15 protein-coding genes and 1 riboswitch are annotated in these 13,434 nt (G+C 28.6%); of the genes, 1 reads left to right on the top strand and 14 read right to left on the bottom strand.

Annotation, left to right across the window (positions count from 1 at the left end):
• Positions 1–54: 54 nt before the first annotated feature.
• The 7 genes from rplA to ACOBME_RS05080 all read right to left on the bottom strand — a co-directional run bounded on the left by rplA (position 55) and on the right by ACOBME_RS05080 (position 5,581).
• The gene (gene rplA / locus ACOBME_RS05050) at positions 55–735 is read right to left on the bottom strand and encodes a 50S ribosomal protein L1 (RefSeq protein WP_338964464.1); all 681 of its coding nucleotides are present in this window, start codon (positions 733–735) and stop codon (positions 55–57) included.
• Between the two features lie 2 nt (positions 736–737).
• The gene (gene rplK, locus ACOBME_RS05055) at positions 738–1,172 is read right to left on the bottom strand and encodes a 50S ribosomal protein L11 (protein WP_338964466.1); all 435 of its coding nucleotides are present in this window, start codon (positions 1,170–1,172) and stop codon (positions 738–740) included.
• Positions 1,173–1,405: 233 nt separating this feature from the next.
• Complete coding sequence (locus ACOBME_RS05060) at positions 1,406–1,876, bottom strand: hypothetical protein (RefSeq protein WP_338964468.1); 471 nt, start codon at positions 1,874–1,876, stop codon at positions 1,406–1,408.
• Entirely contained in the window at positions 1,876–2,994 is a 1,119-nt protein-coding gene (locus ACOBME_RS05065) for a hypothetical protein (protein WP_419334499.1), read from the bottom strand. The genes ACOBME_RS05060 and ACOBME_RS05065 overlap by 1 nt, the downstream gene beginning before the upstream one ends.
• Positions 2,995–3,178: 184 nt before the next feature.
• Complete coding sequence (locus ACOBME_RS05070) at positions 3,179–3,529, bottom strand: hypothetical protein (protein ID WP_338964473.1); 351 nt, start codon at positions 3,527–3,529, stop codon at positions 3,179–3,181.
• A 165-nt stretch (positions 3,530–3,694) separates the two neighbouring features.
• Positions 3,695–4,657, bottom strand: a complete 963-nt coding sequence (locus ACOBME_RS05075; RefSeq protein ID WP_338963247.1) for an IS1/IS1595 family N-terminal zinc-binding domain-containing protein — start codon at positions 4,655–4,657, stop codon at positions 3,695–3,697.
• A complete protein-coding gene (locus ACOBME_RS05080; protein WP_338964453.1) occupies positions 4,658–5,581 on the bottom strand; it encodes a hypothetical protein in 924 nt (307 codons plus the stop codon).
• A gap of 277 nt (positions 5,582–5,858) precedes the next feature.
• Positions 5,859–6,044, bottom strand: a riboswitch (cobalamin riboswitch).
• Between the two features lie 102 nt (positions 6,045–6,146).
• On the opposite strand from ACOBME_RS05080, the gene ACOBME_RS05085 reads away from it, so the two are divergent.
• Entirely contained in the window at positions 6,147–7,109 is a 963-nt protein-coding gene (locus tag ACOBME_RS05085; protein WP_338963247.1) for an IS1/IS1595 family N-terminal zinc-binding domain-containing protein, read from the top strand.
• Positions 7,110–7,331: 222 nt separating this feature from the next.
• On the opposite strand, the gene ACOBME_RS05090 is transcribed toward ACOBME_RS05085, so the two are convergent.
• The 7 genes from ACOBME_RS05090 to sufC are packed head-to-tail and all read right to left on the bottom strand — an operon-like array spanning position 7,332 to position 13,326.
• The gene (locus tag ACOBME_RS05090; protein WP_419334501.1) at positions 7,332–7,991 is read right to left on the bottom strand and encodes a hypothetical protein; all 660 of its coding nucleotides are present in this window, start codon (positions 7,989–7,991) and stop codon (positions 7,332–7,334) included.
• Positions 7,992–8,008: 17 nt separating this feature from the next.
• Positions 8,009–8,560: a 5-formyltetrahydrofolate cyclo-ligase gene (locus tag ACOBME_RS05095; protein ID WP_338964477.1), complete on the bottom strand. Its 552-nt coding sequence runs from the start codon at positions 8,558–8,560 to the stop codon at positions 8,009–8,011.
• Entirely contained in the window at positions 8,560–9,972 is a 1,413-nt protein-coding gene (sufB, locus tag ACOBME_RS05100) for a Fe-S cluster assembly protein SufB (protein WP_338964480.1), read from the bottom strand. The genes ACOBME_RS05095 and sufB overlap by 1 nt, the downstream gene beginning before the upstream one ends.
• A gap of 14 nt (positions 9,973–9,986) precedes the next feature.
• On the bottom strand, positions 9,987–10,442 hold the full coding sequence (sufU, locus tag ACOBME_RS05105; RefSeq protein WP_338964483.1) for a Fe-S cluster assembly sulfur transfer protein SufU: 456 nt from the start codon (positions 10,440–10,442) through the stop codon (positions 9,987–9,989).
• Positions 10,443–11,672 carry an aminotransferase class V-fold PLP-dependent enzyme gene (locus tag ACOBME_RS05110; protein WP_338964485.1) on the bottom strand — a complete coding sequence of 410 codons (1,230 nt, stop codon included), beginning with the start codon at positions 11,670–11,672 and terminating at the stop codon, positions 10,443–10,445. It lies immediately after the preceding gene.
• 2 nt (positions 11,673–11,674) lie between these two features.
• Positions 11,675–12,508 (bottom strand): SufB/SufD family protein, encoded by an 834-nt coding sequence (locus ACOBME_RS05115; protein ID WP_338964488.1) that lies wholly within the window; start codon positions 12,506–12,508, stop codon positions 11,675–11,677.
• A gap of 2 nt (positions 12,509–12,510) precedes the next feature.
• A complete protein-coding gene (gene sufC / locus ACOBME_RS05120; protein WP_419334504.1) occupies positions 12,511–13,326 on the bottom strand; it encodes a Fe-S cluster assembly ATPase SufC in 816 nt (271 codons plus the stop codon).
• Positions 13,327–13,434: the final 108 nt, after the last annotated feature.

A 13,434-nucleotide genomic window follows, 5' to 3' on the forward strand; every position in this document is an offset into this window, starting at 1 on the left:
GTAAATTTTGACAAATTAAAAAACTAACTCTCGTTAGTTTCTTAAATCTTATAATTAAATTAAGACTTTAATTCCTGGCCCCATTGTTGTTGTAACAGCAATATTCTTAATATATGCTCCTTTAACAGCAGCTGGTTTTGCTTTCCGAATTGCCTCATAAATTACATCATAATTAGCTTTTAAATCTTCTGCTTTGAATGATGCTTTTCCAATAATTGAATGAATGTTTCCATTTTTATCAACACGATATTCAACTTTTCCTTTTTTAACATCATCAATCGCTTTTGTAACATCTGGTGTAACAGTTCCTGTTTTAGGGTTTGGCATTAGACCTTTTGGTCCTAATAATTTCCCAATTTTCCCTAATTCAGCCATAATATCTGGTGTCGCAATAATTACATCATAATCAAATCAATTTTCTTTTTGAATTTTTTCAATTAAATCTTTTCCCCCAACAAAATTTGCCCCAGCTGCTTTTGAATCAGCTTCCTTACTATTTGTTAAGACTAAAATTCGTTGTGTTTTTCCAGTTCCTTTTGGTAAAACAACTGCTCCCCTAATTTGTTGGTCAGCATGACGAGGATCAACATTTAAATTAAAAGCAACTTCAACTGTTGAATCAAATTTTGTTGTTGCTGTTTTCTTTGCCAATTCAATTGCTTCAGTAATTGGATAAACTTTGTTTTTTTCTACTAATTCAACAGCTTGATTATATTTTTTTCCAAATTTTGCCATTGTTAGTTTTTCTCCTTCTTACTTGGCATACCGTCAACAACAATTCCCATATTACGAGCAGTTCCTTCAATAATATGCATTGCTGCTTCAACATCGTTTGCATTTAAGTCAACCAACTTATATTCAGCGATTTTACGAACTTCGTCTGCTGAAATAGTTGCAACTTTTTCATCCTTTGCTTTTGCCGATCCTTTTTGGATTTTAGCAGCTTTCTTTAATAAGATCGCTGCCGGAGTAGTTTTTAATTCAAATTTAAATGATTTATCATCAAATGCTGTAATCACGACTGGTACAACATCACCCATACGGTCTTTTGTTGCATCGTTGAACTGAGTACAAAACTGCGGCATGTTAATTCCTAATGAAGCTAACTCTGGCCCCGGTTTTGCTTGCCCAGCCTGAAATTCTAATTTTGCAATTCTAGTAATCCTTGCCACGAGCAATTTCCTCCTTTTGAATTCTCGCTGTGGTCCAAACGTAATGTTAACATTACTACCACATTTAAGCATATTCTACTAAGTAGAATAAATGCCTAGTTAATTATAACAATAAGTTAAGAAAAAGCAACTTTATTTTAATTTACTTTTTAACCATTAATTAAAAAATGAAAGAACCAATAAAGTTCTTTCATTTTAATATCATTTTATCTTGTTTTTGGATAAACATAATCTTATGGTTTAAAAGCAATTCCGTAGATATTTACAGGTCATGGCGTATAATAAATATTATTAGTTGTTGCATTAACTCCAAAATTAAAACGCAAACTATAATTTCTATTTGCATAAATACTTAATGACCGATCGCTTCCGATTACAGGTACCAAATCAACAACTTCTGTTGTTACTCAAAATTTATCAATATCTGGTAAAATTTGATTTTGTGGATCAGTTTTAAATTTATTTAACAGCATTTTTCAAATTTTACGGTGTGACAAACCATCAGTTTTAACTTGTTTTTCTAGACCATTTCAATAACCAACATCTAAAAACAAAGCACCTTCTTTTCAAACCTTAATATCTCAAGTAATTTTATAATATTTATAAAAGGCACTAATAATTCGACCAAAATTTTTAATTTTTTCAATCATTCCATCACGCGTAATCCCAACACTTAAATAAAATGGTTTACCATCATTTAACACTACACCAGATAATGGTACTCTCCCGCTACCAAAATTTTTGCTAAGTTAATTTTAAACTGCCCTAATTGTAATTTTGGACCTGACGTGCTTGTTAGAATATTTAATTTTTCTCCATAATATTCTAAAAAGTTTTCTGGTGTTAATTTATCGGGAGCATAACCAGTATTAACCCACGTATATTTTTCATCATTAGGAATAACAGGGGTAACACCATTTGTATCTGTATTAATAATTGAATTTAATAAAACTAAAATTTGTTCATCTTTAGCATAAGTAATACTATTTCAAATTTCACCAAGTTCATCATCAGCCTGTAAGGCTGTATTTAATTCCTTTTGAACAATTCCATCTAACATACTATGATCAAACGCATAATTTAAATCAAAATTTTCATAAATACTCCGAAAAGCTGGATTTTCATCCACAATAATATTTTCTGCCATTGAATTAAAAAATTTTACAATTGCTTTTGAAAGGGTTCCTGTCACAGCCGTCAAAATTTCTTCCATTTTTACTTTATCATTTGTAACTGTATATTGTACTAAAAATGGAACACGTGTTTCTAATGTTTTAAATTGGATTTTAACTTCTAATTTAAAATCCAACCGAACTCCTTGCAAATTGTTAACATCAACATTTGCTAATGATCTTAACTGTTCAGTGTCAATGTGGTTTAACATAAACTGATAACCTTTTACATCAGCACTTAACAGTAATGTATTAATATAATAATTTGAATATTGGTCAGCAATTTCACGATTAACATTATCAAAAATAGTCAGAAAACCATTTATTAATGCGTTTAACCCTGAACCAACATTTTCATCATTTAAATTCAATTGTCGCTGTGATTGTTTCTTACTGACCATTGTAAATAATTTTTCAAGACCATTAGTTGGATAATCGTTAATATCAACTAATGCTTTTTCCATCGCATATTTTTGAAACGCAGCACTAACTTTTTTGGTAATTTCATTTAAAATTTTTAAATCACCTTGATAATCAATACCATTATTTTCTTCTTGATCAGTATTTGGTTTTGCAACACAACTAATAATCAAACCCGGACTAACAACACTAAAATTAAAAACCCCTAGCATTACTAATATTTTTTTCATTTTTTTCCTCCCATGAGTTTTTTCATCGGATATGAAGTGATCATACAAAAAAAAGACAAGGAGTATAATTATTCAAATCAAGTTATTATCAACCATTAATATAATTAGAACCTTGATAACCATCTTAAATAAAAAAAATGACATTATTGATAGTTGATGTCATTTTTCATAAATATTTAATTTTTTACTCATAGACAAAAATCCATCCTAATGCTCCAACCCCAATGAAAAGATTAGGAATGGCCCCTAAATAAGTTCAGGGTGATTGGTAATCTGCGTTAACAAAGAATCCAATTAAGAAAATGACTGCTAAACCAGTGATCGCTAAAGCTCATAATAATGATCAGAATCCCGGCTTAACTGATAAGGGAATTAAAATATATAAAACCCCTAAAATCAGTAAGACTGGTCAACTTGTATCTCAGCCATAAATTGAAGTTTTTGCTGGAACACCTGCCGCAAACAAAATTCCAATTATAATAATTCAAGCAGCGCCAATAAACATTAAAATTTTTGATCATGTCAAATTTTTCATATTTTTCTCCTTTCGATAATTATAGTAATTATACCGGAAAATTATGAAATTATTTTGGCATTTTTCTTTAATTTTGTCGAAAACTCTTGATGAAATAAAAAAAATCATCAATATGACAATTTGAAAACTAATTTTGTGTAAGATTATGATTTTGCTTTAAATTTTTTAAACGTTAAAATATAATACCGTTGATTGTTGGTTTGGTGTTAAACCTTTGTGTTGGTATTTTCATTTTCAGAGCTTTAAATAATTTTGAATATTAGTGAAACCCAAACCATGATAATGAATTAAGGCTTCTTTAAGACTGGATTGTAATTTACTAATCTTATTTAACTTTTGATAACTAGTATCAGGGTTTGTACTAGTTTTGGTGGAATATAGAGTAGAATTTGTTTGTTTTGCTACTAATAAATATAGTGGTTGCATATCAGAAATAATTATTGATTTTTCTTTAATTAGTTGCTTATTCATATTTTCAATAATCCATTGTTTTTGTAATCTTTTGGTATTGGTGGATTGAACAAAAATATTATTATTGCTATCAACTGCCATTTGAATACAGCATTTGGTATCAGTTGAAAATGGATCGAGATGAGTTTTTCGTTTATCAAATTTATCTTTAAAATTGCCTTTATGAATTTCTTTAATAAATGTTTCATCCATTTGGATTTGACCATTTAATTTTTTAAATTTTAACTGTGTATTTTCTAATTGTTTTGATTGCATTAATTTTTGTCGATTATATCAAGCGGTTTTTGGGGTTGTTTTAATAAAACGAGAAATTATTTTACTAGATTGTCCTAACAATGAAATTTGAATTAATAAATTTCACTGTTCATAATTTAAATGACTTCAATAAGTAAAATGATGACGAAATGCATCAAAACTAGCACGACATTTTTTACATAAATATTTTTGTTTTCCTTCGGAATTATGACCATTTTTAACACAATGAAAAGATTTGCAATTAGGACATATAATGCCTTTATCTCTAAATTTTTGATCAATTTCATTTAAACGTTTTTGTTTTTTAATTAAGTCTGCTTGTTGTTTTATTTTTTCATAAAATTCTAAAAATTGATCATCTGTTAAGCTATTTATTAATTCTGTAATTATTTTTTTCATCATTTATTTACCTCTATATATTAAAAATATACCTAATTTTAGGTATATTTTATAAATATCAAGAGTTTTCGACAAAATTAAAGCATTTTTATAACCTTCAGTATTAAAATAATTAAAATTTTTTGATTTTAAGAATATCAAAACATCGGAAGCACGAAAGTTATTATTAATTGCAGGAATTAGTTGTGGTGAAATATATTGGGCATTATTATCACCTTTAATTGTAAAGTAAAAACCTCAGTGGGGTAGAAGATATTTTACTTTGTTAAAACTATTATTTATTCAATCTTCTTGATAATTTAAATCAATTCGAAATACATTGTGGGCACCTGTTTTTGACACTTTAATTGAACCCTCACTTGTAAGGCTCAATGGAATGTTCATTCCCACTTGAATTTTATTTTCAGTGTTACTTCAAACACCATAAATTTCCTTCTGAATATCTGTTTGCAATAAGTTTCCTCAACTATTAGAATCTCATCATACAAATTTTGTTCCATTTACTTCTTGAACTGGATGCGAATCAGCAATTGTTCCGCGTTCATCAAACTCTTTTTGAAAGCGATCATTTAGTTGTTTCATATTTTTACTATTTTTAATGTCTTGTCATTTATCTTTTGCCATCATAGTATATCCACCAACAGCTGTATTTTGCGTTAAAAAGGGATTAGAAATATACATACCGTTGTCGGCTTTTCTAAATGTTATTGGCTCATAAATCTGAGTTACGAGTTGCATATTAGCAGTATCAGCAAATGATAACTTTTTCATAATTTCATCAATATTAGTAATATTCTTAAAATGAACATAAACATGGCTTTCTTGGTTAAGGTCTAACCAATTGTTTTGTTCGAAACTACTTCTTGCCGATGATAAATAATAATTATCATAACCAACGGTAAACTCTTTTGATTCCTCTGTTTTCATATGCTAAATCCAATCTGGATACTTATATGAAATAAACTCATCAGTATTTTTACAAGCAATAATTGTCGCTGTTGGTGACAAAATAAATGAACTACTTAATATCACTATTAATAATTTTTCCATCTTCTTTTTTATTCTTTCTAGCAAATTAACAATGGACAATTTAATTCTAGTTACAATAAACAAAAAAGCATTCCCAAAATGCTTTTTATATAACAATCATTAAATTATTTGTTTGCAAAATAATTACATGACTCACACCCAGGAGTTATATAATAAGACTAATTAAATTTAGAAAGGTCTACTGGCTTAACTTCATCCTACTAACCGCCTTCCCAAAAAATATTTTCAGTGGCTTGTGGTGTTCGTCCATATCACAGTTGCTGGGACAGCTCAAGATTTACACTTAATTCCCTAACTCTAAATAACTATATATTAAATTGTCTAAAAATATCATATCATATTTTATTTATCTTGATAATAATCTTTAATTTTGTCGAAAACTCTTGATATTTATAAAATATACCTAAAATTAGGTATATTTTTAATATATAGAGGTAAATAAATGATGAAAAAAATAATTACAGAATTAATAAATAGCTTAACAGATGATCAATTTTTAGAATTTTATGAAAAAATAAAACAACAAGCAGACTTAATTAAAAAACAAAAACGTTTAAATGAAATTGATCAAAAATTTAGAGATAAAGGCATTATATGTCCTAATTGCAAATCTTTTCATTGTGTTAAAAATGGTCATAATTCCGAAGGAAAACAAAAATATTTATGTAAAAAATGTCGTGCTAGTTTTGATGCATTTCGTCATCATTTTACTTATTGAAGTCATTTAAATTATGAACAGTGAAATTTATTAATTCAAATTTCATTGTTAGGACAATCTAGTAAAATAATTTCTCGTTTTATTAAAACAACCCCAAAAACCGCTTGATATAATCGACAAAAATTAATGCAATCAAAACAATTAGAAAATACACAGTTAAAATTTAAAAAATTAAATGGTCAAATCCAAATGGATGAAACATTTATTAAAGAAATTCATAAAGGCAATTTTAAAGATAAATTTGATAAACGAAAAACTCATCTCGATCCATTTTCAACTGATACCAAATGCTGTATTCAAATGGCAGTTGATAGCAATAATAATATTTTTGTTCAATCCACCAATACCAAAAGATTACAAAAACAATGGATTATTGAAAATATGAATAAGCAACTAATTAAAGAAAAATCAATAATTATTTCTGATATGCAACCACTATATTTATTAGTAGCAAAACAAACAAATTCTACTCTATATTCCACCAAAACTAGTACAAACCCTGATACTAGTTATCAAAAGTTAAATAAGATTAGTAAATTACAATCCAGTCTTAAAGAAGCCTTAATTCATTATCATGGTTTGGGTTTCACTAATATTCAAAATTATTTAAAGCTCTGAAAATGAAAATACCAACACAAAGGTTTAACACCAAACCAACAATCAACGGTATTATATTTTAACGTTTAAAAAATTTAAAGCAAAATCATAATCTTACACAAAATTAGTTTTCAAATTGTCATATTGATGATTTTTTTTATTTCATCAAGAGTTTTCGACAAAATTAAAGATAATAATTAATAACAAAAATTAAACTAAAAAAAGCAAAACTTCACCCAAAACTAATTAAACTTGGCAATCAAATATTATGTAACTCTGAAAAATATGTTAAATTTGGATATAAATTAGAATCTAAAATTCATTCTGGAACTGATCAAAAAAAGCACTACCCATAATTGATGACGAATAACTTGGTGCTAACAAATAACCAATAATATTTAAGATTTTATCACTACGAATAACCCCAATTGGGAAAAATAAGCCCGCTAAAAAAGCAAAAATTAAAAAAACAGAAATTGAGGTTACTAAAATAACTTTTAAATCCTTCGAACAAAGCGCAATTAAAATTCCAATTAATGAAGAAAGAAAAGAACATAAAATGATTGCTCAAAAAAAACTAAACCAATTAATTCATTCAATATGAATTGCTTCCCCATAACTTAGAAAGGCAATTAAAAATAACCGTAATGATCCCACTAACGTGGTCATTAAATTAATCAAAACTAAAACAAAAATTAACTGATAAATTGATGCTTTTAATAAATGCAGTTGTCGTGCAAAACTTGTTTTTCGAAATTCATAAAAAGCAATTGATAAATCAAGAATTCCATTTAATACACCCACCAATAAAATTGATCCCGGTAATGCTAAATAACTAGCATTGCTATTAAACATATTAGTAACACGGATACTAATAAAATATAATAACACTGGTAAAACCAACGTTATTAAATAAGTGTGTAACGATGCGAATCAATATTTACTAATAACACGTAATAATGGTAAATTCATATTTACTCCTTGTCTAATTAAGCACTAATAATTGTTTTAATTCTAATATTATGTTTTTCAATTGGTAATGGTTTTGTCACTAATTGTTCGCTAAAAGCTAATCCAATTACCGTCTTTTGATAATTTTTTAAAAAGCGATCATAATAACCTTTCCCATAGCCTAAACGAAAATTATTTTGGTCAAAAGCAACAATTGGAACAACAATAACATCAATTTCACTTTTTTCAATTAGCGGTAATGTTGTTTGTGGTTCATAAAGACCAAAACGCTGATCAAATTCTAAATCAGTTGATAAATTAGTAATTTGATAAAATTGTAAATCAGTTCCTGCCATTCGGGGCAAAAAAACATTAATGTTTGCTGCTAATAATTTTTGTATAATTAAAATCGTATCAACTTCCCCCTTAATAGAATAATAAAGGGCAATATTTTTACTATTTTGGATCATATTATTATTAAAAAAACAATCAAAAATTTGTTGCTCTTTTTGATGACGTAATGATAAAGCAATGTTTTGCCGAGCCAGCAGCTTTTCTTGTCGAATCTGTTGTTTATCAACAACGGCCATTAACCAACACTGCCTTCCATATCCATCTTAATTAATTGATTCAATTCAACAGCATATTCCATTGGTAATTCTCTTGTAAAAGGTTCTAAAAACCCCATTATAATCATTTCTAAAGCTTCTTGTTCCGATAACCCGCGACTTTGTAAATAAAATAATTGTTCTTCAGAAACTTTACTAACAGTAGCTTCATGTTCAATTTGTGATTCATTATTATAAACTTTATTTTGTGGAATTGTATCTGAATGTGATTTCCCATCTAAAATTAAGGTGTCACATTCAACCCGTGCTTTTGAATATTGAGCTTTTGGTCCAATGTGAACTAAACCACGATAATTTGCTGTTCCACCATTAAAGGTCATTGATTTTGAAATAATTTTTGAAGAAGTATTTTTCCCCAAATGAATCATTTTTGAACCGGCATCTTGAATGACATTTTCTTTTGCAACAGCAATCGAAATACATTGTCCTTTACTATTGTTTCCTTTCAAAATAACACTTGGATATTTCATATTAATTTTTGACCCAATATTACCGTCGATTCATTCCATTTGGCCATTTTCTTCAACAATGCTTCGTTTTGTTACTAAGTTTAAAACATTGTCACTTCAATTTTGAACTGTTGTATAACGCATTTTAGCATTTTTCCCAACAAAAATTTCAACAATTGCGGCATGCAAAGAATCACGAGAATAAATTGGCGCAGTACACCCTTCGATATAATTTAATTCAGCATCATCTTCAACAATAATTAATGTTCGTTCGAACTGTCCACTGTTCTCGTAATTAATTCGGAAATAAGCTTGTAATGGTTTTTCCAATTTAACTCCTTTCGGAACATAAATAAATGAACCTCCTGACCACACGGCACTATTTAAAGCGGCATATTTATTATCTGTATTTGGAACTAATGTCCCAAAGTATTTCTTAAATAACTCAGGATGTTCACGCAACGCCGTATCACAATCTAAAAAGATGACCCCTTTTTCTTCAACTTCTTTTAACATACTACCATAAACCGGCTCACTATCATATTGAGCTTTTATCCCTGCTAAATAATCTCGTTCCGCTGCTGGTAATCCCAACCGATCAAAAGTATTTTTAATTTTTTCTGGTACTTCTTCTCATTTTGTAGCAGTGTGATCGGTTGGTTTAATATAGTAAACATAATCATCAAAATTCATAAATTCTAAATTTGGTCCCCAACTTGGGTTATTAATTTTTAAGAAATTACGATATGATTGTAAGCGATATTCGCGCATTCACGCTGGTTCATTTTTATGATCTGAAATTTCATTAATAATATCTTCATTAAGACCTTTCCCCGTGTTATAGTAAGAAATATCTCCGTCATTAAAACCATATTTATAACTAGAAATTTCTTTAATTTGTTTTTCTTGTTTTAACTTTGGCATTAATAACACCTCCTTTATTTTTTGTTACTTGGATCTAATAAATTTAATAATAAAGTTTGAAAACCAGTGACACCAGTTGTAGCACATTTAATTCGGTTAGGTTGTTTTGCAATATTAATAAATGCAACTAGTTCGTTTAACTTTGTCTCATCATATGGTTTATCAAAAACCATTGCAAGATAATTATCAATAATCGCTAAACCATCACGAATGGTTTTTCCTTCTAATTCCTGCGCCATAATATCTGTTGATGCAGTTGAAATTGCACAACCAACACCATCAAATCGTGCCATCATAATTTTTTGGTCGGCCACTATTAATTCTAAATGAATATCATCAATACATGATTCTGAAGCTTGATGAATTGAGTGTGCGCTGGCTTCTTTCGTTAACCCCTTATATTGTGGTTCTGAATAATGTTCCATAATAATTTGCCGTAAAAACATTGGATCATTTTTATCAAATTCCATTTAAACCAACCTTCCCAAAAAAGCGGTTTCATTAGCAAGGGCTGTTACTAATAAATCAATATCTTCATAACTGTTGTAAATTGAAAAACTAACACGAATTGTATTTTTATCCGGAATAATTTCTCCAATTAACCGAGCACAATGATCACCGCTTCGAACTGTAATTTTGTTACGACTACCGATATGCGTCGCAACATCTTGACAAAAAACATCTTTTACATTAAACACCAATGTTCCCGCTTTAGCATCAGCATTATAAATAATAACCTTATCTTTTAATTTTTGATTAAATTGCTCAAGCGCATATTGTTTTAACTGATGAGTGTAACTAATAATTTCTTTTAATGTAAGTCGATTGACAAAATCAATCGCTGCTCCAAAACCAAAAATATCAGCAATATTAGGTGATCCCGCTTCTAATCGGTCTGGTAATCCCTTTAAAAGATAATCTGACCCGTTGCCTTCAATCTGAGCATTCATCCCGCCACCAACAATTAATGGTTTTAGTTTCAATAATAATTCTTCTTTTCCTCATAAAATTCCAATTCCAGTTGGCCCAAAAATTTTATGAGCAGAAAAAGTAATAAAATCAGCATTTCATTTTTGAACATCAGTTGGCATATGAATAATTCCTTGCGCACAATCAACCACAACAATTATTTCAGGATTAATTTTTTTAATCATTGCAATAATTACCATCGGATTATTTTCATAACCTAAAATATTGGGAACATTAGCAAAAGAAACTATTTTTGTCTTAGCAGTAATCACTTTTGATAATTGTTCTAAATCGATGCTAAAATTTTTTTCTGGTAAAAATTTAACATAACCCTTTTTCTCTGATGCTAAACGATACCATGGTAAAATATTTGCCCCATGTTCTTGTTTTGTAATTAAAATTTCATCTCCGGCATGAATAAGGTCGCTTAACCCATAAGCTATTTGGTTTAAACTATATGTTGTTCCCGGCGTAAAAATAATTTCTTGATCTTTTTTAGCATTAATAAAATGCTTAATCTTACCACGAATTGTTTCATATTGCACATTTGTTTCATACCCTAAATCACTATCAGTATTATGAGGATTAGTTCCATAGTGAGTATAATAATTATTAATCGCATCAATCACAACTTGTGGTTTTAAACTAGTCGCTGAACTATCAAGATAAATTTGATCAGCATTATTTTTAAAAAAAGGAAATTCTGCTCTAATTTTTTTATAATCAATCATATTTATTCTCCAATTTCTTTATCAATTTCATCAATAATATTTTTTTGTAATGTTTCATCCTCAATTGCATCAATCACATTTTTAAAATAACCCATGCAAATTAATTTTCGTGCCTGATTAACTGTTAAACCTCTTGTTTGTAAATAAAAGATTTGGTCAGGGTCTAACATTCCCACAGCATTGGCATGGCTTGCCTTAATGTCGTTTTCATCAATCAATAAAATTGGATCAGAAATTGCCTTTGAAGTCTTATCAAAAACTAATAATCGTAACTCTTGATGAGCCTCTGATTTACTCATTGTTTTCTCAATGTGACTAGTACATTTAACGGTTTGTAATGAATTATCCTTTGCGATTGAATATGTTTTAATATCACTTTCAGTTGCGGGCGCTAAATGGTGCGCATAAATAATTGCATTTTTTTGATAATTATGCGTTGCCAAACTTGCGAGATAATATTTAAGTGTACTACGCTTGCCTTGTAAATTAAAAGTAACATTTTCGGTAATATTACTATTAACAATGTTTAAATGATAAACATTAACATGGGTTTTTTCTAGCACATTATAAAAAAGATTAGCAACTTGCTCACATTCACGATTTTTATAAATATTAATAATGTTAATTTGATCTTGAGCAGGAATATTATAGTTAATGGTTGCTTCGGCAGTTAAATTTAAAAAAATTAAAAAAGTTTTATTAGAAAGATTGGTTGAAAAATTAAGATTAATAACTTGCCCAGGATTAGTATTTTTAATCGTTAAGTTTTGTGTTGTATCATTAATCAAAAGATTATCACTAATAATTTCTTCTTGCTGATTCAGTAAAACTCGCATTGTTATTTTCCTTTTTGCGCAGCACAGCCAATCCCCGTCAAAGGTTTTGCTTCTGCTTTTTTATTATCAAATGTTAAGTTTAATTCCTGCAATAATCATTCATAACCCTCTTCATTAATCTTTTTAACTAAACTATAATCACCACTTTTAACAATTTTCCCTTTAACAATGGCATGGGCATGGGTTGGCTGGACCAAATTAAAAAAACGATCATAATGTGAAACAATAATTGCTGAAAAATTTTCTTGCCGCATTTTATTTAATTCAGCACTAACAACATTCAAAGCATCAACATCTAACCCCGAATCAATTTCATCGATTAAAGCCAATGTTGGTTTTAATAAGTTTAATTGTAAAATTTCATTTTTTTTCTTTTCTCCACCAGAAAAACCAGTATTTAAATAACGGCGAATCATACTATCATCAATTTTTAAATTTTTAATATTATGATTAATGTCATTATATAATTGTGGTAACTTAATTGGAGCATCGCGATGAGCATTAATAATTGCTTTTAAAAAGTCTAAATTTAAAACTCCAGAAATTTCAACTGGTGACTGAATTGCAAAAAAGACACCCATTTTGCTGCGTTCATCAACTGTTTTATTTAAAATACTTTCACAATCAATTAAAATATCCCCACTTTCCACCGTGTAACTAGGGTGTCCCATAATTGTTGATAACAAAGTTGATTTTCCATTTCCATTTGGCCCCATTAAAGCGTGAATTTCATTAATATTAACAGTCAAATTTAAACCATTTAAAATCATCTCATTATCAGCAGAAACAAATAAATCTTTTATCTCAATCTTTTGCATTTTTACTCCTCCTTTATAAGAGCTTCTTGCGTTATTTTCAAGTGAAATATCTTTATTTTTTTAAAAATAAAGTCTACTTTTATTGTACAATAAAAGTAGACTTTATTA

It is taken from the genome of Spiroplasma endosymbiont of Sarcophaga variegata (genome assembly GCF_965178695.1).
GTDB lineage: Bacteria > Bacillota_I > Bacilli_A > Mycoplasmatales > Mycoplasmataceae > Spiroplasma > Spiroplasma poulsonii.